Raw genomic sequence first — 22,763 nt, 5'->3', positions numbered from 1 at the left:
GCGGTGGTGCTGGCCGCTGGCCTCTCCTTGGGTCTCGACGGGCGCTCCTCGCTGGCGCTCGTCGCTGCTCGACCGGCGGGGGACGGGGTGGCTGCTCGACCGGCGGAGGATGCGGCGAAGCCGCTCGCCGGACGAGTGGTGGTGATCGACCCGGGGCACCAGTTGGGCAACCACCACTTCCCGCGGAAGATCAACCGGCAGGTGCCGGCGGGTGGGTTCATGAAGCCGTGCAACACGACCGGGACCGCGACTCACGCTGGCTTTCCGGAGGCGACGTTCGCTTGGCGGGTGGCCGGCAGGCTGCGGGCGCGGCTGGTGGAGTTGGGGGCGAAGGTCGTGATGACGCGGCACAGCAACCGGCAGGACCGGTGGGGGCCGTGCGTGGACGAGCGAGGGAGGGCCGGCAACCGGATCGGGGCCGACCTGAAGATCAGCATCCACGGCGACGGGTCCTATGCCCGTGGGGCTCGGGGCTTCCACGTGATCGCGCCGACGGACCGGCGTCGCTGGACCCACGACATCTTCCGCCCCTCGCGCTCGCTGGCTGTCGACGTACGCCGGGCACTGGTCGCCCACGGGTTCCAGGTCGCGAACTACGTCGCGGGCGGCGACGGTCTCGACCTCCGCTCCGATCTTGCCACGCTCAACCTCTCCGACGTGCCGACCGTGATGGTCGAGCTGGGCAACATGCGCGATCGCAGGGACACGCGTCGGATGACGAGTGACGCCGGGCAGCGGGCCTATGCGGCGGCGCTCGAAGACGGGATCCGCCGGTCCCTGCGTCGCTGAAGCGGCCGCCGGGCTAGACGGGGCCCATGGCGCCGACGACCTCGGGCTGGAAGCCGGGGAAGACCTGGGCGACCGAGGCCGACGTGCGCGAGGTCACGACCTCGGCGAGGACGCTGCGGTAGTCGGTGGTGACGGTCAGGTCGCTGTCGACGTCGGCGGAGAGGGTGGGGAAGCTGCCGTGATAGCCACCCTTGACGCCGGCGCCCACCAGGAACATCACGTTGCCCCAGCCGTGGTCGAGGCCGCGGTTGGCGTTCTCCTGGATCCTGCGGCCGAACTCGGTGATCGTGACCAGGGTGACCCGGTCGGCCATCGGGCCGAGGTCGGCGAAGAACGCCGCGATCGAGCCGGCCAGCGACGCGGAGTTGTTGGCCATCGGGCCGCGCGAGACGGTGCCGAGGTTGGTGTGCATGTCCCAGTCGCCCTGGTCGACGGTGACCACGCTGACGCCGCGGTCGGCGCGCACGATGCGGGAGACCGCAGACAGGGCGCGTCCGAGGTCGGTCGCCGGGTAGGACGCCGTGCGGTCGGCCTGGGAGAGCGCCGGGAGCAGTCGCTCGCTGCTGGCGATGGCGGAGCGGACCGCGCCGCCGAACTCCTGGTCGGAGCCGCCCCACAGGGCGCGCAGCGAGCGAAGCCGCGCGGCGGCCGGGTCGATGCTCGGGTCGCTGCCGGGAATCCGCAGGCGGGACAGCTTGCGCACCGCCATGCTCTCCGCCGGCCCGACCAAGGACTCGGGTAGCACGGTGGTGCCGACGCTCAGGCCCTGGGCCGAGGGGGTGTCGCTGTCGAGGGAGAGCAGCCGGTTGAGCCAGCCGCTGCGTGTCGCAGAGCCCGGAGCGGCGTCCTCTAGCTCCTCCATGGCCGCGAAGTGCGAGCGGTTGGCGACCGCGAGGCCGGTGGCGTGGACCGCCGCGACCTTGCCCTGCTGCCACATCGGCAGGAGCGCTGCGAGTGCCGGGTGAAGTCCGAAGAAACCGTCCTTGGCGAGGAGGGCCGAGCTCGGGACCGCGATGGTGGGCCGGGCGGCGTAGTAGGTCGGGTCGGCGTGGGGCACGACGAGCGAGAGGCCGTCGGCCGCCCCCCGCAGCGACAGCACGACGATCACGGAGGAGGCTGGGTCGGCGGCGGCCGCAGCGCCGGAGGCGGCGACGGAGACGACCGCCGACCCCATGGTCGTGACGCACCCGGCCGCGAAGGTCGAGCGGAGCATCGCGCGGCGGGACAGGGCGGTCGCCGTGAGGTCGGGGCAGGAGCACGAGGAGTCGGTCATGGCCGTGGTCCTTGTCGTCATCGGTAGTAGTGGCCGGGGCTGTCGAGCACCGTGGTCAGGAGGGAGGGGAGACCGCGGGTCACCACGGTGTGCGTCCTGGTGATGCTCGCGGAGGGGCGTACGCCGGTCACGACGACGCAGGCGTCGAGGAGCGAGGCGTCGGACGGGCGCCCCAGCAGGTTGCGCGCCAGGTGGTCGACGAGCTCCGAGAAGACGATGGGGTAGCGGGGGACCCAGGAGCGGATCGGGCGGTAGGTGATGCCCTGGGTGGGCCAGGACGCGGTGGCCATGCTCCAGTGCACCTGGAAGGAGCCCATCGCCCGGGATGCCGAGGCCCAGGCAGCGTTGTCCTGCGGGGCGCCGTCGGGTCGGGTCCAGAGATGGGGGCTCTGGCCGAGCAGCTCACCGGCCTCGATGATCGAGTTCGCTGCCGACGCGTCGTCCGGGTCTGACGGAGGGGCGAAGACGGTGCGCAGGACTCGGTGGGTTGCGACGACGTCCTCGACGGGATCGCGGAGCTTGGCACCCGTGGCCTGGCGGAACTCCGGGTCACGCACGAGTGCCTTGAGGACCGGCGCGATCCGGGTGTCCTCGTCGAGGTAGACCTTCGCGAGACGCGCGACCAGCGCGGGCGACGGGTCGTCGCGGACGAACTTCACCGCGAGCTTGTGCGCGAGGTGGGTCGCCGTGTCCGGGTGATGCGCCAGGTGACGCAGGAAGCGTGCGGTGAGGGTGGAGGCGCTCGAGAGCACGTTGAGGTCGAGGAAGTCCTTGACCAGGACCTGGCCGAGCCAGTGGTCGCGGGCGACGAAGACGCTCGACCAGCGTGGCTCGAGCTGCACCCGCCAACCCGTGAGGATGCGGGCCGCACCCTTCACGTCATCCTCGGTGAAGCTGCCGACGCCCACCGTGTGCAGCTCGAGCAGCTCGCGCCCGAGGTTCTCGTTGGGGTGGCTCGCGGTCGAGCCGGAGCCGTTGAGGTAGGTCAGCATGGCGGGATGCGTGATCGCCTCGGCCAGCATGACGTCGAAGCGCCCGAGCGCGTGCTTGCGGATCACCCGGCCGTAGTCGGCCCGCCAGGGAAACATCGTGCCGACTTGGGCCGTGGTGACGTGCAGGTGGTTCTCCCAGAAGTCGGTCATGACCTCGAGCACCTGCAGGGGCGAGAGGATGCGGCGCAGCATGAGCTGCTTGCGGTAGTCCTCGGTCACCCGATGACCGCCCCTGACGTCGGTGATGTGGCGCTGCCACACGGCTGACGGAGCCAGGTGGAGGTCGGGCCACCAGTCGGCGAAGGCGTCGGCGCCCGCGGAGGGCGCGCCCGCGTCGACCTGACGGTCGAACCAGGCGAGGGCGCCGCCGGCTCGCAGCACCTCGGCGGTCAGCTGCGGCGTCGGGCCGCCGGAGAAGCGGCCGACGACGTGGCGGTCGGCGGTGGGGAGCACGGGGGTGGGAACGGGCATGGTGACCTCGGTGAGTGTCGAAGGGAGCGTCTCGACGGTCCCAGCGCTGGCCCCCGGATCGGTCGTACTTGCGGAGGTCTTGAGCATTTCAGGAGCCAGATCGGGGGCCTCGCTATCCTCGGCCGCATGCCTCTGGATCCCGGGACCAAGTCCCTCCTCGACTTCATCGCCGGCGCTGGATACCCCCCCATGCATGGGGGGACGCCGGAGGCAGCCCGCAAGGCGCTGCGCGCGATGTCGGTCGACCTCGTCCAGCCCGCAGACGTGATCCCGGTCGGGAGCGTCGAGGACCTCGAGGCGGCCGGGATGGCCGCGCGCGTCTACCGGCCCGAGGGCGAGGGCCCGTGGCCCACGCTCGTCTACCTGCACGGCGGTGGTTTCGTCATCGGCGACCTTGACACGCACGACCAGATCTGTCGCCGGCTGTGCTCGGGGGCGTCGACGGTGGTGGTCTCCGTCGACTACCGGCTCGCGCCCGAGGCGCCCTACCCGGCAGCGGTCGAGGACGCCTCGGCCGCCGTCCTGTGGACCGCCGAACACCTCCACGAGCTCGGCGGGACCGACCTGCTGGCCGTCGGCGGCGACAGCGCCGGCGGCAACCTGGCGGCCGTAGTCGCGCAGCAGCACCGCGACGTCGTGGGGGCGCAGGTCCTGATCTACCCCGCGACGCACGTGCTGGGCGACTACCCCTCGCGCTCGCAGAACGGCGCCGGCTACCTGCTGGAGACCTCGACGATGGAGTGGTTCTTCGCCCACTACGGGCCGACGCTCGAGGAGGTCGACACCCCCGCGGTCTCACCCCTGCTGGGCGACCTCGTGGGACTTGCGCCGGCGCTGCTCGTGACCGCCGAGTTCGACCCCCTGCGCGACGAGGGCGAGGCCTACGCCGACGCGCTGACCGCGGCTGGCGTCCCGGTCGACCGGACCCGTTACGACGGTCTCGTCCACGGCTTCCTCGACATGGCCGCGGTCAGTCCCGCGGTGGAGGCGGCGCTCGTCGACCTCACCGCGCGGACGAAGGCGCTGCTGCACGGCTGAGTGCCGTCAGCCGCCGGAGGGGCGCGCGGCCGCCGCGGCCGCGAGGGCGTCGTACATGACGGGGCCGAGCTGGCGCGAGAACTCCAGGGTGAGGTGGCTCCCGTCGGCGTACGCCGGCGTGGTACCCACGAACGCGGGACAGTACTGCTCCACGCAGAACCATTCCTTCGTGTCCACGTAGGCAACGCCCTGCTCGTCTGCTACGACCTTCTCCAGGTCCGTGGCGTCGTACCACCCCGTGTCGATCTCCGTCTCGCAGTCGTCGGGGGAGCCGACGGAGGTCACGCAGGTCTGGAGGTCCCGGGCGCCCGGCGGCGGTGCCAGCATGACGAGCAGGCGGTCCGGCCCGGAGAGCCGGCGCAGCGAGGCGGTCAGTCCCTTCTCGACCTCCGTGACGGCCTCCTGCCCCGTGGCCCGTGACACCAGCGCGCCGACGTCGCGGTGCGAGGTCGCCATGATGACCAGGTCGGGGTCGAGCCGGTCGACCTCGTCCCAGGACCAGCTGCGGTAGGCGGGGCATTCGGGGTAGGGCGCACCGCTGAGGTGGGTCGTGGGAGCGTCCCAGACGGGGCACTCCTGCAGGGTGAGCTGCTGGATGCGGAAGGTCTCGCCGAGTGCGGCTCGGATAGCCGGCATGTAAGAGATGGCGAAGGAGTCCCCGACCACGACGGCGAGCGGCTCCGCGGCCGGGTTGCCGAACACGCACTGATCGAGCCCGCCCGGGGGCACGCTGAGGCAGCCGGTCGCCTTCATCTCCTCGTACCAGCTCTCGATACCGAGGTCGTCGATGGCCGGGGCGAGGGCCGGGAAGTCCTCCAGTCGCAGCGACTGGGCGAGGCGCTCCTGCAGGTAGGCGAGGTTGCTCTCGCTCCCGGTCTGGCTCACGGCGCTGCCCTCAGGGGTGCCACCGTCCGGCGCGCCCTGCCCGGTGCCGCTCGGGGCCTCGGCGAGGATGCGCTCCCCGGCCGCCGGCGGCGAGGGGTTGAGTGCCAGGAAGGTCATCGGGAGGGCGACGAGGAGTCCGACGGCCAGCCAGCCGTTGGCCAGGCGGCGTGAGTGGTTGGTGGGGCCGGACGAGAGGCTCCGGCGCCAGCGGGGCTCAAGCCAGCTGGAGCGGCGGATCGGGTCCTCGACCAGGTGGTAGGAGATCACCGAGAGGACGCCCGTGATCGCCAGGACGCTTGCCTGGTAGGCGATCCCGCCGTCGGGGGCGTAGGCGAGCCCGAGCACCACGACGGGGAAGTGCCACAGGTAGAGCGAGTAGGAGATGTCGCCGATGTAGCGCATGACCGGGTTGACCAGGGGGGCCAGCAGGCGCTGGGTGCCGCCGGCGCCGGCCGCCACGACCAGGGCCGTGCCGAACACGGGCAGGGCGGCCCAGGGCGCGGGGAAGGGACGGTCCTCGGACACGACGAGGACCGCCAGCACGATCAGGCCCAGGCCCGACCACGCGAGCAGCGGACGGGCCACGTCGGGGATGCGGCGCAGCAGTGGGACGGTCACGGCCAGCAGGGCGCCGACCAGGAGCTCCCACGCGCGGTCGACGGTGGAGAAGTAGGCAGCGGTCGGGTCGGACATCGAGTGCCACAGCGAGTATCCGAATGACGCGGCCAGCGCGAGGACGGTGACGATCGCGAGAGCCGAAGTGCGCGTCGTACGCCGCCTGCCTAGCCACAACACGGCGGCCACGGCGGTCGGCCAGACGACGTAGAACTGCTCCTCCACGGAGAGGGACCAGTAGTGCTGGACCGGGGAGACCGGCCCGCCGCCGAGGAAGTAGTCGGTGCCGATGTCCGCGAAGTGCCAGTTGGCGAGGAACGCGAAGGCCCAGGCGCTGTCGCGCGCGACGCCTTCACCCCTGGCCTCGTTGAAGATCACGTAGGCCGCAGCGATCGTCACGACCAGCACCAGGGTGGCGACCGGGACGATGCGCCTCACCCGGCGCCGGTAGAAGTCCAGGTAACTGATCCGGCCATGCCTCTGGTGCTCGCGCACCAGCAGCCCGGTGATGAGGAAGCCGGAGAGCACGAAGAAGACGTCCACGCCGATGAACCCACCCACCGGCTGTCCGAAGACGTGGTCGCCGATCACCAGGAGGACCGCGAGCGCGCGCAGTCCCTGGATGTCGTCCCGCTTCCAGCCCGCTTCACGGGCGACGTCGGGGCTGCTGGGGGCGCCCTGGTGTCGCGGCGCGGATCTCCGGGACATGAGGCCGATCACGGCCCGATCGTAGGGGCGCGGGGAGGGTGCCGTCCCGACAACGCAGCATCCGGACAGCTCCTCCGGAACGCGACCGGATCGGGTGCCTGACCTGCGGTAACCTCCGCTGTCATGCAGCCAGGGCGAGCCGGCGGATGACCGCCGCGGAACTCAGATACCCCCGTAGGCATAGGGATTTCGTCCTCGTGACCGGTATGCCGAGGTCGGGGACGACGGGTGTCGGGTCGGTGCTCGCCAGCGCGCCACGGGCGGCGTACTTCTACGAGCCGCTCAACCCGCTGTCGGGGCTGCACTCGGTCGACGACTACTTCCTCTTCGCCGGTCCGAGCGGGCCGGACACGACCCTCACCCGACAGCTCAACCAGGTCTTCGGGCTGGACCTGCGCCTGCGCAGCGGCATCTGGCGCAGCGACCCGGCCTGGCGTCGGGCGGTCAAGACGGTCACGGGCAGCCGGAGCCGGGTGTCCGGGGTCCGTTGCCGGCTCGACCCGACCTTGCGCACGGTCGTGTGGAAGGACCCCTTCGCCTCTTTCCTCGTCCCGTTGCTGCGCGAGCGGTTGGGTCTCCCGGCCGTGATCACGGTGCGTTCTCCCGAGGCAGCGGCCGCGAGCTTCAAGCGGCTGGGCTGGGGCTTCGACCTTGACCGCGTACGCCGGCACCTGGCCGAGCTGACACCGGGAGCCGCTTACCTCGACGCGTCGGTCCCGTGGGAGCGCTCCACCGAGAGCTCGGCCATGAACGGTGCCCTGCTGTGGCGCCTCATCTACGGCTACCTCGACCTGACGTTGCCTGCAGGGACCGCCCTTGACCGTGACGTATTTTGGGCCAACTCGCGGGCCCTGATCGGTTCGCCGCTCGAGACCTACGAGCAGATGTTCGCGACCGTCGGCCTGCGCTTCGAGGAGGCGACCCGCGAGGAGATCGTTCGCCTCTACCGCGACGAGGGCACGGCCGAGCCGTCGTCGGCGCGAGCCCACGACCGTCACCGCAACGTCAACGAGGCCAACAGCTATTGGAATCGCACCCTGACGTTGCCAGAACAGGCTGATGTCGCCGCTGTCACGAGGGACGTGCGTGAGCGGGTCGAACGCCGCATCGGGTCCCTGGGCTGACCCCTGCGCTACGGGGTGAGCGATGCTCGTCGCCGTCTGGAGCGCTGGCCGAGACCCTCCCCGGAAAGCACCGTTGCGACGAGAAGCAACCCGATGGTAAAGCCGAAGATCGGGACCAGGGAACCGAAGGGGCCACGCCACAGTCCGACCTGTGCCACGGCGACGTACGCCGCGAGGACGGCGAGTCGGGTCTGGTCCAGCCAGCCTCGGTCGAGCGTGGCCCAGGCGCCGCCGAGCAGGCCAAGAATCAGCACGACGCCGATCCACCCGAGGTCCAGGTAGGCCTCCGACGGGAGCGGCATGGAGAGGTTGAGGAAGTTGTAGCCCCGCTCCTGGGCCACCGGGAACGCCGACGGAACAGCTTTGGCGCTCCAGAGCTCACGTGGGACGAAGAAGAAGAGGCCAGACACGATGTGGCTGGCCCAAGAGATTCCCTCGACGTCGACGTAGTTGACTGTGTTGATCGTCTGCTGGAAGCCGTCGAAGTCGGGAGTAGCCAGCAGGTAGCCCGATGTCGAGCTGGTCGTCCCCGTGCGGAAGAAGTTGGCTGCAGGGTAGGCCAGCAGGAATGCCACGAGGCTCGCGCCCAGGGCCGCCACGGCCGCCAGCTGCTTGCGAGGAGTGAAGTAGGACATCGCCACGGCACCGAAGCAGGCGAGGACCAGATATCGGGTGAAGGCGAAAGGGTTGGCCACGACGAGCAGCAGCGCTGCCGCCACTGCGGCAACGACCTTGGCGCGGTAGGGGCGCTCATCCTGGGGCGCCCGATTTCGGACCAGCCAGAGTGCCAGGACGGCGGCACTCGTCGCCAACGAGCTCGGAACGATCTTGACCAGGGCCGCTGCGCTCGATGAGCCGTCGGACAGGCCCCCGGATGCGAGCGCCTGGTTGAAGCCCTGGCGCGAGGTGAACAGCGCGCCGACCCCGCCAGCTGCCCCGATCACCAGGGGCACGAGCGCGATCGCCCCCAAAAGCAGGACGACAGACATCGTCAAGAGTCGGGACCGCCCCGCGCTGTCGACCTCCCACCTCTCGCCTGGAGGTCGTCGCCGAGTCGCGGCTGCGAGGTAGCCGACGAGCAGTGATACCTGACCCAGCAGCAGGACCCCTTGAGCCCGTATGGTCGCCGAGTAGTCGAGGGTCACACCCGGGTCGCCCCAAGCTGCCTCCACGTGCGAGATCTGAAAGATCGAGGGCAAGACCAGCCAGCAGTAAGGGAACACGCTGGCAACCAGCAGGCAGGGACGCAACCGACCTCGGATTGCATAGGCAGCGCCGAGCGCGCACACGAAGACATGTGTAGTGGCAAGAAGCGCATGGGAGCCCTGCATGTTGACGAGCCAGGGGATGAGCGGGACCGTCCCCAGAGTTGCAAGGGACAAAGCCGCGAAGCCGACGACCGCGGCGGAACCAGCCGCTTCGTGGTTGACGAAGGACTGGTGAGGCATCGTGGTGCGACGAGCCGACGGCGCCCGTGCGTCCTTGTTCACCACGACCGCCTGCCACTCATGTGCCGGCACCCTACCGCGAGGGACCGGCTCCCACGTGGCGTATCAAGGTGCGCGTGCGGATGTCTTCAACTGTGCAGGCGGTGGGTGGTTACGCCCTGCGGCCGTCTTCCTGAACACGGCTCCGAAGTCGACCACCGTGCGGAATACTTCGTTCACATCGTCTCATCCGGCTCCTTGACCAGTGCACGCTCGTCGGCGCCGACTCACCTCCCGAAGGGTGCTGATGCTCGACCTCTTGGCCATGCTCGCCCGCCGTTGGCGCATCGTGATCGGTCTCGTCGTCGTCGGTCTCTTGGCCGCCGCCGGCGTCACGCAACAGGTGACGCCCAGCTATCGGGCGAGCACCCAGCTCTTCGTCGCCCTCGACTCGGCTGACAGTGCGATCGAGCTCAACTCGGCAGCGAACTTCTCCTCCCAGCGGGTGAAGTCCTATCCCGATCTGGTCGACAGCCCATTGGTGCTGGAGCCGACGATCGCCGAGCTGGGTCTGGAGCTCACGGCTGCCGAGCTCGCCGAGGACGTGTCGGCGGAGGTCCCCCCCAACACGGTGCTGATCCAGGTCTTCGTCGACAACGCGTCCCCGGTGCTGGCGGCCGACATCGCCAACTCGGTGTCGACGAACCTCGCGGCGATAGTGGAGGAGCTCGACAAGACCCGCGAGGACCGTGCCTCTCCTGTGCGGGTGAGTGTGACGCGTGAGGCGATCGCGCCCGACAGTCCTCGGACCCCGATTCCCCTGCTCAACCTGATTGTGGGCCTACTGGGTGGTCTAGTCCTGGGCCTAGCTGCGGCGGCCCTGCGTGAGGCGCTCGACACGTCCATCAAGGACGAGGGAGACATCCAGGAAACCATCGGGCTCCCGACGCTGGCCAGCGTGCCGACCAACAGCGAGGTCGGCTCTGACCCGATCCTGGGGCACTCGCCGGCCAACGCGGTCTGGGCGGAGTCCTACCGCAAGCTGCGGACCAACCTCAGCTACGTCGATCCCGACAACCCGCCCAAGGTGATCCTGGTCGGCAGCGCGCTTCCCGGCGACGGCAAGTCGCTGACGGCCGCCAACCTCGCGGCCTCGCTCGCCCAGAGCGGTAAGCGCACGGTCCTCGTCGAGGCGGACCTGCGCCGCCCGAGCATCGGCAAGCTGCTCGGCCTCGTCCCGGACGTCGGCGTCACCACCGTCGTGGCAGGCAAGGCGGCGATCTCCGAGGTCACGCAGTCCTGCGACGAGTTCGACGTGATCACCAGCGGTCCGGTCCCGCCCAACCCGAGCGAGCTCCTGGGCTCGCAGGCCTTCCGGGCGATGATCCAGGACCTGCGTAGCACCTACGACAGCGTCGTGATCGACACGCCCCCGCTGATCGCCGTGACCGACGCCGCGGTCACGGCAGTGGTGGCGGACGCGGTCATTCTGGTCTGTCGCGCCAAGCGCACCAAGCGCAACGAGCTCCGGCGGGCGCTCTTCGGCCTCCGGGCCGTCGACGCCAACATCGTGGGCGCGGTGCTCAACCAGGTAGCCCTCAGCTCGGGCGCCTATTACCAGTACGACTACCGGGCGCCCGGCGCCAAGGCACGATAGGACTGCGGCATGGCTGACCACGCAGGCTCCACCAGGGACCAACAGCGCGTCTCGAAGAGGCCCCCGAAAGCGAGCGTGGCGATGCTCGCCCGTTCGGCGGTGCCCGACCGGTTGGTCCCGGCGATCACCAGAGCCCGGGTCAAGCGCAAGCGCGCCAGTGACCCGGCCGTCGCCAAAGCACGCGCCGAGATGGAGTTCCTCCTCGGGGCGGTGAAGCCTGAGGACATCGATCGTGCCACCGATGCCTACCTCGAGCGGGACGTGCTCCGCTCCGAGCTCCGATACCACCCGCGACTGATCGCCCGCCAGAGCGTGAGCAACCTGGAGGCTCTGACGCGCGCAAGATCCACCGGCCGCGGGGTCGTGCTCTCGTTCCTCCACCACGGCCACTACGAGGGCGCCATGGCCTCCCTGGCCTGGGCTGGAGAGCCCGTGGGGATGTTGGTCTCCGACGACATGCTCGCCCCTGACGCGCCGACGTTCCTGCGCCAGCACATCCGGGTCGGTCGCCGCAACGGCAACTGGACGGTGCCGGCCTCGTCGGGCATGGCCGGGAGCAAGGCCGTGCTGGAGCGGGGTGAGGTGCTCGCGGTCGCGACCGACGTTCCCGGTCGTTCGCAGTTGACGTTCCTCGGGGCCGAGAGGCTCGGGTCGTCTGGTGCGGCGCGCATGGCGATCGACACGAACGCGCTGGTGCTGATGCTGTTCTCGCGGTGCTCCCCGGAGGGGATCCTGTCGGTGGAGCTGTCCGAGCCACTCGAGCCTCACGACTTCGCCGCTCCGCACGACCTGCTGCTGCACCTGCTCACCACGCACGAGGCGCCGGTCCTTGCCTGGCCCGAGGGCTACCACCAGCCGCGACTGCGCTGGGGCGTGACAGTCCAGGACTGACCTGGAGCGGCGGTCAGACCGATGCCGCGACCCAGTCGACGATCGTCTGCCGGAACGCCGGCGCGCCGAACGACGCAGCGCGGCTGCGACAGTCCTGCACCGAGAGCGCTGCGGCGTCCGCGACGCGGTCCCCCCAGGCGCGCGCGTCGAGCTCGGGGAACCGGAAGCCCGTGACGCCGTGCTGCACGGTTTCGCGGGTTCCGGCCACGTCGAGGGCCAGCACCGGCCGTCCGGCGGCCATGGCCTCGACCGGTACGAGGCCGAAGTCCTCGACCGCCGGGTAGACCAGGGCCGTGCAGTCGGCCAGCAGTTGGGCGACCTCCACGTCGGTGAGGCCGGTCAGGACCGCCACCGGTACGGAGGCCCGGGCAGCGCGCTCGCGGAGCTCGCCCTCCAAAGCGCCGCCCCCGGCGATCCGCACCGGGAGCCCGGCCGCCTCGCCGACCTCGATGACGAAGTCCAGACGCTTGTAGGTGATGAAGCGGCTCAGACCGAGGAGGAAGGGCGTCGCATCGGGACGGGGCTCCAGACCGGCGAAGCGCTCGAGGTCGATGGGCGGGTGGATCACGACGGCGTCCCGGTCCCACACCTGCTGGATCCGCTCCCGTGTGGCGTGGGAGTTGGCGGCGTAGGCGACGACGCGTGGCGCCGCGCGCACGTCCATGCGTCGGATGTGGGCGCCGAGGGCGCGCGCCGGGATGCTGCTCGAGGCCCGGTCGTCCAGCTCCGGGAACCACGCGTAGCGCGCCGGGGTGTGGACGTAGGACAGGTGGGGCACGTCGGAGTAGATGGCGGTCCAGTGGCTCGACATGTGGTGGCTGGCCAGGACCAGGTCGGCCTTCCGGTCGAGGGTCCGGCCCCAGGTCGGCCACGTGACGGCGTTCATGGCCGCAGCCGCCTCGCGGCGCCGCATCAGGGGCTCGGGGTGCCGGAAGGCCGCGTGGATGCGGGAACGGTCGATCGACGGGGCCCCGTGGGCGAACGCGACCGGAGTGAAGACACTGGCGCGGGGGAGGGCAGCCGCCAACTGCTCCACGACCCGCTCCGACCCACCGGTCTCGGACAACCACTCGGCGGTGATGAAGGTGCGGTCAGGACTCAACGGGCGCGGGCTCCTCGGTGCGGATGACGGCGCGCGCGACGAAGAGGGACGCGGCGTAGGCGATCGATCCCGCGGCCACGCACCAGGCGACGTCAGCGGGGCTGGTGAAGGGGAAGAGCAGGACGCCGGCCCCGGCCGACGCGATGCTGGCGACGACCCGCGACAGGCCGACGGCGGACGACCGGCGCTCGGCGCGCAGGCTCGCGGCCGGGAGGAAGGTGGCGAGCATCGCTGAGTGGTTGGTGGCGAAGCCCAGGATGGCGAGCCAGGTGAGCCCGACGAAGCCTGGGAACGCCCAGGGATAGAGCTGGGTGCGCGTCAGGGCCAGGAGGCCGGCGCAGAGGGCGAACGTCAGGGCGACCACGCCGACCCACCTGACGGCGAAGGCGCGGCTCAAGGGACCTTGCGCCACCTGGTGGTAGACCAACCGCCGGGCAGAGACGCCGAGCACCGTGATGGGCCCCAGGATCGTGAACGCCATGCGGGCGGCCGAGGCCTCGCCCTCCGCGCCCTGCGCCTGCACCAGCGCGAGGGCGACGACCAGCGGCACGCCGGCCAGGACCGCGTCGGCGAGCAGGGGCAGGCACTCGCGGACGTCGAGACGCAGGACCGTGACGCCCTCGCGCAGGCGGCCGCGGTCGGGCCCGCCGAAGGCCCACCAGAACGGCAGAGCGACGAGCCACCACGTCAGCACCAGCCATCCGTTGTCTCCCCACACGGCCCAGGCGACGGTCGTGAGGAGGACCTGGCTGCCGACGACGACGAGGTCGCGACGCAGGAAGTGCTTGGCCTCGGTGAAGCAGCGCACGTAGCGCTGGAAGTCGTAGGTGACGTAGGCGAACATCGCCAGCGAGCACAGGAGGAGGTCGACGTTGCCAAGCCCAGCGGCGACGCCGAGCTGACCGAGGGTGACCGCCAGCGCCAGGACGCGCCCGGAGCTGGCGCCGTCGGAGAACGTGCGGTTGCCGATGAGCACCCGGTCGGTGCCGACGGCCTGGGCGAGGCCGACGAGGAACATGCCGCTGGTCACCCACACGGCGTACTCGTCGAAGTCGCTGCGGGGGAGCACGATCGCGAAGAGCGCCATCTGGATGACGGTCGTGAGGGAGTTGAGGCCCTGGATCATGATCACGCCGACCGAGCGCTTCACCGTGCCGGTGGGGGCCTCGGGGGACGTGTCGCCAGGTGAGCCGGATGTGTCGGACGGTGGAGTTTCGTCAGTCCCTGTGGGCACCTCGCGATGGTAGCGTTCGGCGATCCCCTGCCGGGGCCGAACGAGAAACATGGGTCGTGACGTGACGAGTGCCCGCCCTGGCGGCCGTGCCGTGGTCGAACGCATCATCCGCTGGACGGACCGCGTCGTGCCCCCCACGCCCTCGGTGGTGCTCCACTCCTCGCCCGACCTGGACGACAGCGTGGTCGCCCTGCTGCGCGCGGCTCCCGCCGACCTCAACCTCACGCTCCTCGCCGAGGACGCGCCTGCGGCCCGGCGCCGTGCCCGCGCGCTGGGCGTTGACGTCAACGTGGTCGCACGCCGCTCGGTCCGCGGGCTCTGGCGCTACTGGCGGGCCGCCGTGGCGGTGTGCACCCACGGTCTCTTCGGTTCCCACGCCCGCGGCCGCACCAAGCAGGTCGTCGGCCTGTGGCACGGCGAGTTCGGCAAGCTGATCGGGCCCTTCGTCGACGAGCCGCCCCGCCACTTCGACTGGGTGCCTGTCTCGAGCGAGCTGTCGCGCTCCCTGCGCAGCGCGGAGTTCGCGCTCCACCCCCAGCACATCCACGTGGTCGGCAGCCCGCGCCAGCTCCTCCTCGAGGCTCCGACTGACGCGACCGCCCGGGTGCCCGGTGCCGGTCCCCACCTGGTCTGGGCGCCGACCTACCGCACCTCGGTGACCGGTCTCATCCGCACCGACGGTGACCCGGGCAGCCTCGAGCGGGAGCTCGCGCTCGACGACGCCGCGCTCCTCGACTGCCTGCACCGCTACGGGGCCACCCTGTGGTTCCGTCCGCACCCCGCAGCGAGCGAGGACGTCCCCACCTTCGACCCGGCGGTCCGACGCGCCACCAACGCCGACCTCGAGGAGTGGGGGCTCACCTTCTACGAGCTGCTCGCCGTCGCCGACGGATTCGTCACCGACTACTCCTCGCTGTGGGTCGACTACCTGCTGTGCGATGGGCCGATGATCGCGTTCTGCCCGGACCTGGAGGACTACCGCCGCAATCGGGGTCTGGCTCTCGAGCCCCACGAGCAGTGGTTCCCCGGACCGGTCGTCGGCACCAGGGCCGACCTTCTCGCGGCTCTGGAGGGCCTGCTGGACGGGGTCGACCCCGACGCCTCGCGCCGTACGTCGGTGCGCTCGCTGCTGCACACGGTGGCGGACGCCGACCCGGCGGCCGCCACCTGGAGCCACGTCCGCTCGGTCCTGGCTCCGGGTGAGGACGCCGCGCTGTGACGACCCGGGTCCTCGTGGTGGGCCACAGCGCGGCGCTGTCCGGCGCCGAGCTCTTCCTGGCCGGGATGTTGGAGCACTCCCGGGTCGAGGCGACCGTCCTGCTCCTCGAGGATGGTCCGCTGGCCGACCGGCTCCGCGACGCCGGCGCCGACGTGAAGGTCCGTGCCCTGCCCGAAGAGCTGGCCGGGGTGACCGCCGACGGTGGTGGGCTTCGGCGTGGCGTCAGGGGCTTCCCCCGGGTGGTGCGCGACGTCGCCACGGTGATGCGCGACGTGCGGCCCGAGGTCGTCTACACCAACTCCGCGAAGGCTCACGTGCTGGCGGTCCCCGTGGCGCGGGCGCTGCGACGGCCGTCGGTGCTGCACGCCCACGTGCGCGCCGACCGGGACAGCTTCAACGCGGTCAACCTGCGTCTGGTCAACATCGCCTCCGGCCTGGCCACTCACGTGATCGCCAACTCCGAGGCGACCCGGGCGACGTTGCCCCTGTGGGTTCGTGACCGCTCGACGGTCGTCTACTGCCCGACCGAGGTGCGCGACGTGGCACCTGTGCCGCGGAGCGGGCGACGTCTGTCGATCGCCTGCGTGGGGCGCATCGCCGAGTGGAAGGGACAGTGCCTCGCCGTCGAGGCGCTTCACGCACTGGTGGCCGCTCGCGGGTCCGGCGCGGCGGACCTGCACCTCTACGGCGGCGTCGCCTTCGAGAAGGACCGCGCCTACGAGCGGGAGCTGCTCGAGCTGGTCGGCCGACTCGGCCTGCAGGACCTGGTCCGCGTCCACGGTCATGTGGCGGACGTGCACACCACGATGCGCTCCCACGACGTCGTCGTCCACACGAGCACCAAGCCCGAGCCCTTCGGCCAGGTCGTCGTCGAGGCGATGGCCGCGGGCGTGCCGGTCGTCGCCGCGGACAGCGGCGGACCGGTGGAGATCGTCGAGGACGGGGTCACCGGCCTGCTCTACCGCACCGGCGACGCGGCAGCCCTCGGCTGCGCGCTGGACCGACTGGTCGAGGAGCCCGCCCTGGGCACCACCCTCGCCACGAACGCGCTCGTCGCCGTGCAGCGCTTCTCCTACGAGACGATCGTCCCCGAGTGGGAACGCGTCCTCCGCTCGGTCGCGGACCAGCCGGCTCGCAGTGTCGTCAGACGGCGCCGCGACGGGTGAGCACGACCTTGACCGTGCGCAGCAGCAGGCGCAGGTCCATCATCGGGGTCCAGTCGCGGACGTAGGTCGCGTCGAGCTCGAGCGACTCTGTGGGGGAGAGGTCGGAGCGGCCGGACACCTGCCACAGCCCGGTGATCCCTGGGCGGACCAGCAGCCGGCGCCAGTCGGTGACGCCGTAGAGCTCGGACTCGTGCGGGGTCTGCGGTCGGGGCCCGACCAGGCTCATGTGGCCGGCGACGACGTTGGCGAGCTGGGGCAGCTCGTCCAGCGACGTCGCTCGGAGGAAGCGACCGAGGCGGGTGATGCGTGGGTCGTCGGTGATCTTGACGTAGGCGGTCATCTCGCTGGCGCGGTCCTCGAGCAGCTGCTGCAGCTCGGCGTCGGCACCGACGCGCATGGTGCGGAACTTCAGGATACGGAAGGTGCGCCCGTACTGCCCCACCCGCAGCTGGCGGAACAGCACGGGCCCCGAGCTGTCGACCCGCACGGCGAAGGCGATCGCGAGGAGCAGCGGGGACAGGGCCAGGAGTGCCAGGGCGCAGGCGATCCGCTCGAGGACAACGAGGAAGGCGCCGATCCAGGGCCGGCGCACCGCCAGGGGGCGTCTTCCCGGCGCCACCAGCGCTGGCAGAGACATCTCAGCCCTCGCCTGCTCCGCCGTTGCCACCCAGACCGCCCAGGCCGCCCTCGAGGGGACCACCGACGGGAGCGGGGAGCGGGAGGTCGGGCAGCGGCGGCTCCGGGAGCGTGACCTCGATGGGGTCGACTCCCGGCGCTGGCACGTTGACGACCACCTCGACCCGGTCCTCGTCTACCTGGACCTGGACCGGCGAGGTGTCGGGCAGCAGCGGCGGTGGGTTGCCGGTGCCGCCGTCGGGATCACTGCCCTCGTCGGGGCCGCCAGGGTCCCGCGGATCGACGGGGTCGGGTTCGCTGCTGCCGCTCCCGTCCTCGCCCGGTCCGCCCTCGACCGGGACGTCGGTCGAGCCTTCGGGAAGGTCGCCCGGGTCGGTGACCGGGGTGTCGCCGGGAGGCGCGGTCGAGCCCTGGCCGTCGGGGCCGACTGCTGCCTGCTGGGCCTGCGCCGTCGTGGTCCCCGTGGTCGACGAGGCCAGTCTGATGCTGGTGGCGCCGGACCCGTCGACGTCCTGCAGGACGAAGCTCGGTGACTGCAGGATCGCGGCGCGCGGGGCCTCTCCGAGGGGGTCGGCCTGGCTGCCGCCGAGCCCGGGTGTCTGGACCACGAAGGCGGCGGCGACCGCCGCAGCGGCGAGCCCGGTGCTGGTGACGCCGATCAGCGGTCCGCGCGTGCGGCGTGCGACGTGGAGCGCGGTGCGGGGCAGCCTGTTGGAGCTCAGCTGGGCTCCCCGGCGACGTGTCCGGAGGTACTCCGACGCATGGGAACCGAGCACACAGGTGGCCAGCACGTCGGCGAGGGTGAACTCGACCTGGAACATGTCGCGGGTCAGCGGCAGGCAGTCGTCGCAGGAGCGAGCGTGCTCGCGCACCTTGCGGATGAAGGCCGTCTCGAGCGTGGTGGTCACGTCGGACCGCACGTGGGCGGCGATGCGGAGGCAGTCCGCGCTGTCGCCGCTCGCGTGGCCGCGGGCCGTGACCCGTCGCAGGGTGCCCCAGCCCGCCTGGACGGCCCGCTTAGCGCCGAGGGGGTCGATGCCCGTCAGTCGGGCGATGCTCTGCTCGTCGTCGCCCTCGACGACGTGATGCCAGAGCGCGGTCTGCCAGGCGACCGGCAGGGAGGAGAACGCGGCCCAGATCGGTGCACGAGAGGGGGTGTGGCTGGTCGTGTGGTCGGACTTGAGGGTGCCGAGGATCCAGGCAAGCCGGAGCGGGTGCTCGAGCGCCTTGCCGGCGCGCAGGTCTGCCACGAGGGTGTCCCACGCGTGGACTAGGGCGGCCGGAGTCACGATGTCGGCGAGGACCTGCACGGCATCCTGGTGGCGTGCGCGCAGCACCCGGGCGGCGTCAACGTCCCCGCGACGGGTCGCAGCCACGAGGGCGGCATCGCTGGCCTCGCTAGGATCCACGAGCACGGATTCGACGAGGAACCGCTCGGGCTGCAGCATGGGCGTCCTTTCGCGCTGCATCCGTGAATGGGGGGTGGATGCAGAGTGTCTGAGAAACGACACGCCCGACCCGACGTTACTCACGGGTCGCGGCGGTCTAGGCCGGTGATCGGTTCTGCCGCGCCGGCCGCCTCGACGTGCATAGCGTGCCGCGTGCCCTCCCCCCGACTGGACTCCCTCACGGGTCTGCGCTTCCCGGCGGCCCTCGCGGTGTTCGCGTTCCACGCCAGCGTGCACTCGACCCCCGGCGACGTCCGTGACGTGGCGCTCGCGATCGCTGGACGTGGCTACACCGGGGTCTCCTTCTTCTTTGTGCTGAGCGGCTTCGTGCTGACCTGGTCGCTGCGGTCCGAGGACACCCCGGTCGCCTTCTACCGACGCCGCTTCGCGCGCATCGCGCCGACGTACTGGGTGTGCTTGGTGGGTGCGCTGCTGCTGCAGGTGCTCGGGACCCGTCAGGTCGGGGAGCCGTTGCTGAACGCGGTGCCCTCGTTCCTCGCCGTCCAGGCGTGGTGGCCCTGGGAGGCGATCCACTACGGCGCCAACGGCCCCGGCTGGTCGATCTCGGCGGAGATGTTCTTCTACGCCGTGTTCCCCCTGCTCCTGCTCGTCGCCCGGTCGTCGCGCGGGCCTGTGGGGCTGGGCGTCCTCGCGGCCGTCCTCGCGCTCGGTCCCGCGCTCGTGCTCCAGCCGGCCAGCGCCGACGCGACCACGGCCGGCTGGTTCATCTACGTCCTCCCGCTCACCCGGCTCGCGGACTTCGTGGTCGGGATCCTCCTCGCCCTGGCGATGAGGCGCGGCTGGCGACCCGCCCCGGGTCTCGGCGCCGCACTCGCGCTCACCGCTGCCCTGTACGCCGTGTCGGGAGTGCTGCCCGTGTGGGCCACGGTCAACCTGGCGACCCTGGCGGGCTTCGCCCTGGTCATCGCGGCCGCCGCCGGTCGTGACGTGTCCGGGCGAGGGTCGATCTGGACCTCACCTCTGGCGGTCCGCCTCGGCGAGTGGTCCTTCGCCTTCTACCTGGTCCAGGCCTCGGTCCTCAAGGTGCAGCACGAGGCCGTCAAGGTCCTGGGGCTCGGTGCCGCGCTGGAGTGGGTGACCGTGCTCCTCGCCCTCGCCGTCTCCCTCGCCCTCGCGGCGTTGCTCCACACCGTCGTGGAACGACCGTTCGAGCGGCGGTTGCGCGGTGGCCCCGCAGGGGCCTCGGTGAGTGAGCGGACCAGGAGCGCCTGACTCAGGAGTTGGTCACGATGGCCCCGGTGGGCGGCGCGGCGTCGACGTCCTCGTCCGGCGCGTCGGCGTCGGTGAGCTGGGCGAAGATCGCGCGCGCCACCTGGCGCATCCCCTCCTGGGTCGCGTGCCAGGGGGCGGGACCTCCCGGCAGGGGGGTGGCCCCGGCGAACCAGGCGTCATCGGCGCAGATGTCATGGCCCTCGGTGATGCTGAGCAGATCCGCGTAGCGCACACCCTCGGACTCTGCGGCTTTGCGGACGCTGGTGGCCACCGCCTCCACCACGGACGAGGCGAACGCGCTGTCACCAGCTGCGAACTTCAGCTCCGAGCAGGTGCCGGACTCAGGGAACAGGTGTGGATAGCCGACGACGACGATGGAAGCACGCGGGGCCCGCGTGCGGACCCTGCGGATGACCGCAACGACGTTGTCCTCCAATGACGCCGCGTTCTCCAGCAGGAGGTTGTCTGAGCCATCACTGAATGCGTCCGTGCACGGCGTCCCCTCGGGTGAGGTGGGCGCCAACTCGTAACAGGTGCCGATGAGCTGCTGGATGAGGCTGAAGTCGTTGCCGCCCAGGGTGATCGTCACCAGGTCGGTGCCTGGTGTGAGGGCGTCCTCCTGCGCGGGGACCTCGGTCCCGTCGGGTCGCCGCTGCGGATTGACCAAGTGCTCGGTGCGCGCGCCGGTGCACGAGACGTCGGTGTAGCTCGCCACGGCGAGCCAGTCGGCCAGGTAGGCCGGGAAGTTGTTGGTGGAGCGGTCGCAGGCCACTGGGTCGGTGCGACGTGCCGGGATCCCGGGACCGGCGCTGAACGAGTCCCCGAGGGCCACGTAGTTCACGACCCCGTCGGTGGGCACCTCGTCGAGGGGCTGGTCGACCGAGGAAACCTGGGGGACCTGGCCGGAGGGCTCGTCCGCCAGCGGCGTTTCGCTGCCCAGGGAACGGGTCAGGTAGATGGTGGTGCCCACGAGCAGCGCGATCATGATCGTCACCAGCAGCATGAGGAAGCCGACCAGGCGCGCGACCTCCCGGGAGGATCGAGGGGGGCGCTTGACGTCACTGGGCGTCGAACGCGGTGGCTTCTGTGGGCCGGGACCAGCCATCGATCCGTTGCCTTTCCTCGACGTGATCCGGACGTGACGCACTCCCCGAGGTGGTGTGCCACCGCTACAACGCTGCTGCCGACCTCAGGTCACGGCGGTCCTGTCGCCGCCTATCGCGGGCGTTCTCGGCGCGAGGGCATCGCTCCGCGAGCGCATGAACGGCAGCTCCAGGAAGCGGTAGCTCAGGGTCGTCATCAAGGCCACTAGCGTCAGCCCGATCAGACCCACCACCGGCAAGGGAAGCCCGAGCTCGTCCTTGTCCAGGAGGAAGAGCGGCAGCCAGTGCCACAAGTAGAGGCTGTAGCTGATTCGTCCCAGGCCGGTGACCGGCCCGCTGCCGAGGAACCGGTGCACAGGTCCCGCAGTGGTGGCGTACCCGTGGTGGATCAGCAGCACGGCGACGGTCGTGGCCAGCGGGACCCCGACAATGCGTGGTCCGTTGCCGAACGGACCGGGTCCGATCAGGACATAGACGATGAATGCCACCAACGAGAGCGCGAGCACGGCCTGCCCACGTGGCCGGGACCGGACGGTCGGCGGCCGCTCCACGAACCACAGTGCTAACGCGGCGCCGACAAGGATCTGGCCGAACCGGGCCGGTGGCAGGAAGTAGAAGACCCGGGTGTCCAGCAGCAGCGCTGACCCGGCGTACAGGGCCAGCGCGACGACCGCCGATGCCTTGGCGAGCTGGAGAGGACGGACGCCGCGGCGCTTCGCGCTCATCAGCACAACCGGCCAGACCAGGTAGAAGAGCCACTCGATGCCCAGGCTCCACGTCTGGCGGAAAGGGTCCATGACGCCGTCCAGCTCGCCCACCCAGGTGACCTGGGCGAGCACGAGACCCGCGCGCTCGACGACCGTCGACACCGGCAGCGGTGTCCCGGGCGTGACGGCCCACAGGGCTGGGCCGAGGACGGCAAGGCCCACCAGCGCGGGATAGAGACGCCGCACCCGGCGCACGATGAACGACCACCACAGTGTCGGCAGTGACCCGGTCTCACGTGATCGCCACAGGACCATGGTGATGACGAAGCCACTGAGCACGAAGAAGACGTCGACCCCGAGGTACCCGCCGCCGCCGATCGGCGTGTACTGGTAGCCCCAGTGGACGCAGATGACGGCGGCGATCGCGAGGCCGCGGACACCGTCGAGGTATCCAAAGCGGTTCTGAGGGAGCATCCGCCGCACAGTAGGGGGTCCGGTCCCCATTCGTCGGACGGATGCAAAATCCCGGGGTGCGGGCCTAGACCGGACAGCTGTTCGCGACGCCGTACGCTCCCGGGTCGTGAGCGAAGAGCTGCAGGTCCAGCGCCGGGACGGCGTCGTCCAGGTCACCTTCAACCGGCCGCAGCGGCACAACGCGTTCACGCGCGACATGTACGCCGGGATGCGGGCGCTGTGCGAGGAGCTGCGTGATGACTCGTCCGTGCGCGTCCTGGTGCTGCGCGGGGAGGGTGGGCGCGCGTTTGCCGCGGGCAACGAGATCTCGGACTTCCTGTCGCAGGACGCGGTGGCCTACGAGGACTGGATCCGTGAGCTGCTCGAGATGCTCTTCGCCCTGCCGCAGGTGACGATCGCCGCGGTGTCGGGGGTGTGCGTCGGTGGGGGACTGGCGGTCGCGACGCACTGCGACCTGCGGGTGGCGACGGCGGGGAGCCGGTTCGGCTACCCGATCGCGCGGACGCTGGGCAATGCGCTCGCGGGGTCGCTGGTCTATCGGTGCTCGTCGGTCTTCGGGGAGTCGTTGACG

At 71.0% G+C, this 22,763-nt stretch carries 19 protein-coding genes; 9 read left to right on the top strand and 10 right to left on the bottom strand.

Going from position 1 to position 22,763, the window contains the following annotated elements; translation table 11 throughout:
- Positions 1-789 (top strand): N-acetylmuramoyl-L-alanine amidase (locus RMN98_RS07625; protein WP_309648210.1); only part of this gene is annotated, 789 nt, incomplete at its 5' end.
- Positions 790-802: 13 nt separating this feature from the next.
- Here the strand turns inward: RMN98_RS07625 and RMN98_RS07620 are convergent.
- Together RMN98_RS07620 and RMN98_RS07615 are read right to left on the bottom strand one after the other, a co-directional pair.
- Entirely contained in the window at positions 803-2,062 is a 1,260-nt protein-coding gene (locus tag RMN98_RS07620) for a DUF1501 domain-containing protein (protein ID WP_309648209.1), read from the bottom strand.
- Positions 2,063-2,079: 17 nt separating this feature from the next.
- Positions 2,080-3,525 (bottom strand): DUF1800 domain-containing protein, encoded by a 1,446-nt coding sequence (locus RMN98_RS07615; RefSeq protein WP_309648208.1) that lies wholly within the window; start codon positions 3,523-3,525, stop codon positions 2,080-2,082.
- A gap of 126 nt (positions 3,526-3,651) precedes the next feature.
- Between RMN98_RS07615 and RMN98_RS07610 the strand changes: the two genes are divergently transcribed.
- Complete coding sequence (locus RMN98_RS07610; RefSeq protein ID WP_309648207.1) at positions 3,652-4,563, top strand: alpha/beta hydrolase; 912 nt, start codon at positions 3,652-3,654, stop codon at positions 4,561-4,563.
- Between the two features lie 6 nt (positions 4,564-4,569).
- Here the strand turns inward: RMN98_RS07610 and RMN98_RS07605 are convergent, their stop codons facing one another.
- A complete protein-coding gene (locus RMN98_RS07605) occupies positions 4,570-6,783 on the bottom strand; it encodes an acyltransferase family protein (RefSeq protein WP_309648206.1) in 2,214 nt (737 codons plus the stop codon).
- A gap of 185 nt (positions 6,784-6,968) precedes the next feature.
- Between RMN98_RS07605 and RMN98_RS07600 the strand changes: the two genes are divergently transcribed.
- Positions 6,969-7,895, top strand: coding sequence for a hypothetical protein (locus RMN98_RS07600; RefSeq protein WP_309648205.1), 927 nt, complete (start codon positions 6,969-6,971; stop codon positions 7,893-7,895).
- Between the two features lie 8 nt (positions 7,896-7,903).
- Here RMN98_RS07600 and RMN98_RS07595 read toward each other — a convergent pair whose 3' ends face one another.
- Positions 7,904-9,385 (bottom strand): hypothetical protein, encoded by a 1,482-nt coding sequence (locus RMN98_RS07595; RefSeq protein ID WP_309648204.1) that lies wholly within the window; start codon positions 9,383-9,385, stop codon positions 7,904-7,906.
- Positions 9,386-9,629: 244 nt separating this feature from the next.
- On the opposite strand from RMN98_RS07595, the gene RMN98_RS07590 reads away from it, so the two are divergent.
- Both RMN98_RS07590 and RMN98_RS07585 read left to right on the top strand, forming a co-directional pair.
- On the top strand, positions 9,630-10,979 hold the full coding sequence (locus RMN98_RS07590; RefSeq protein ID WP_309648203.1) for a polysaccharide biosynthesis tyrosine autokinase: 1,350 nt from the start codon (positions 9,630-9,632) through the stop codon (positions 10,977-10,979).
- Between the two features lie 9 nt (positions 10,980-10,988).
- A complete protein-coding gene (locus RMN98_RS07585; protein WP_309648202.1) occupies positions 10,989-11,870 on the top strand; it encodes a hypothetical protein in 882 nt (293 codons plus the stop codon).
- Between the two features lie 13 nt (positions 11,871-11,883).
- Here RMN98_RS07585 and RMN98_RS07580 read toward each other — a convergent pair whose 3' ends face one another.
- Both RMN98_RS07580 and RMN98_RS07575 read right to left on the bottom strand, forming a co-directional pair.
- On the bottom strand, positions 11,884-12,972 hold the full coding sequence (locus RMN98_RS07580) for a glycosyltransferase (RefSeq protein ID WP_309648201.1): 1,089 nt from the start codon (positions 12,970-12,972) through the stop codon (positions 11,884-11,886).
- A complete protein-coding gene (locus RMN98_RS07575) occupies positions 12,962-14,122 on the bottom strand; it encodes a hypothetical protein (protein WP_309648200.1) in 1,161 nt (386 codons plus the stop codon). The genes RMN98_RS07580 and RMN98_RS07575 overlap by 11 nt, the downstream gene beginning before the upstream one ends.
- Positions 14,123-14,267: 145 nt before the next feature.
- Between RMN98_RS07575 and RMN98_RS07570 the strand changes: the two genes are divergently transcribed.
- Both RMN98_RS07570 and RMN98_RS07565 read left to right on the top strand, forming a co-directional pair.
- The gene (locus tag RMN98_RS07570) at positions 14,268-15,425 is read left to right on the top strand and encodes a CDP-glycerol glycerophosphotransferase family protein (protein WP_309648199.1); all 1,158 of its coding nucleotides are present in this window, start codon (positions 14,268-14,270) and stop codon (positions 15,423-15,425) included.
- On the top strand, positions 15,422-16,591 hold the full coding sequence (locus RMN98_RS07565) for a glycosyltransferase family 4 protein (RefSeq protein WP_309648198.1): 1,170 nt from the start codon (positions 15,422-15,424) through the stop codon (positions 16,589-16,591). The genes RMN98_RS07570 and RMN98_RS07565 overlap by 4 nt, the downstream gene beginning before the upstream one ends.
- On the opposite strand, the gene RMN98_RS07560 is transcribed toward RMN98_RS07565, so the two are convergent.
- Entirely contained in the window at positions 16,569-17,228 is a 660-nt protein-coding gene (locus RMN98_RS07560) for a sugar transferase (protein WP_309648197.1), read from the bottom strand. The two genes, RMN98_RS07565 and RMN98_RS07560, sit on opposite strands and share 23 nt — an antisense overlap.
- A 1-nt stretch (position 17,229) precedes the next feature.
- Entirely contained in the window at positions 17,230-18,675 is a 1,446-nt protein-coding gene (locus tag RMN98_RS07555) for a hypothetical protein (RefSeq protein ID WP_309648196.1), read from the bottom strand.
- 153 nt (positions 18,676-18,828) lie between these two features.
- Here RMN98_RS07555 and RMN98_RS07550 point away from each other — a divergent pair, with 153 nt between their 5' ends.
- Entirely contained in the window at positions 18,829-19,908 is a 1,080-nt protein-coding gene (locus RMN98_RS07550) for an acyltransferase (RefSeq protein WP_309648195.1), read from the top strand.
- Between the two features lies 1 nt (position 19,909).
- Here the strand turns inward: RMN98_RS07550 and RMN98_RS07545 are convergent, their stop codons facing one another.
- A complete protein-coding gene (locus tag RMN98_RS07545) occupies positions 19,910-20,911 on the bottom strand; it encodes an SGNH/GDSL hydrolase family protein (protein ID WP_309648194.1) in 1,002 nt (333 codons plus the stop codon).
- A 186-nt stretch (positions 20,912-21,097) separates the two neighbouring features.
- Positions 21,098-22,192, bottom strand: a complete 1,095-nt coding sequence (locus RMN98_RS07540) for an acyltransferase (protein ID WP_309648193.1) — start codon at positions 22,190-22,192, stop codon at positions 21,098-21,100.
- Between the two features lie 106 nt (positions 22,193-22,298).
- On the opposite strand from RMN98_RS07540, the gene RMN98_RS07535 reads away from it, so the two are divergent.
- Positions 22,299-22,763 (top strand): enoyl-CoA hydratase-related protein (locus RMN98_RS07535; protein WP_309648192.1); only part of this gene is annotated, 465 nt, incomplete at its 3' end.

The sequence above is a fragment of the Nocardioides sp. genome, from assembly GCF_031397825.1.
Classification (GTDB): Bacteria; Actinomycetota; Actinomycetes; order Propionibacteriales; family Nocardioidaceae; genus Nocardioides.
The sequence above is the reverse complement of the archived record's forward strand: the minus strand, read 5'-3'. Positions and strand labels throughout refer to the sequence as shown.

What these genes read in the sequence shown, in the direction of transcription:
- RMN98_RS07620 (WP_309648209.1), bottom strand. Translation starts at nt 2,062, where the DNA reads ATGACCGACTCCTCGTGCTCCTGCCCCGACCTCACGGCGACCGCCCTG.
- RMN98_RS07615 (WP_309648208.1), bottom strand. Translation starts at nt 3,525, where the DNA reads ATGCCCGTTCCCACCCCCGTGCTCCCCACCGCCGACCGCCACGTCGTC.
- RMN98_RS07610 (WP_309648207.1), top strand. Translation starts at nt 3,652, where the DNA reads ATGCCTCTGGATCCCGGGACCAAGTCCCTCCTCGACTTCATCGCCGGC.
- RMN98_RS07590 (WP_309648203.1), top strand. Translation starts at nt 9,630, where the DNA reads ATGCTCGACCTCTTGGCCATGCTCGCCCGCCGTTGGCGCATCGTGATC.
- RMN98_RS07585 (WP_309648202.1), top strand. Translation starts at nt 10,989, where the DNA reads ATGGCTGACCACGCAGGCTCCACCAGGGACCAACAGCGCGTCTCGAAG.
- RMN98_RS07560 (WP_309648197.1), bottom strand. Translation starts at nt 17,228, where the DNA reads ATGTCTCTGCCAGCGCTGGTGGCGCCGGGAAGACGCCCCCTGGCGGTG.
- RMN98_RS07555 (WP_309648196.1), bottom strand. Translation starts at nt 18,675, where the DNA reads ATGCTGCAGCCCGAGCGGTTCCTCGTCGAATCCGTGCTCGTGGATCCT.
- RMN98_RS07545 (WP_309648194.1), bottom strand. Translation starts at nt 20,911, where the DNA reads ATGCTGCTGGTGACGATCATGATCGCGCTGCTCGTGGGCACCACCATC.
- RMN98_RS07540 (WP_309648193.1), bottom strand. Translation starts at nt 22,192, where the DNA reads ATGCTCCCTCAGAACCGCTTTGGATACCTCGACGGTGTCCGCGGCCTC.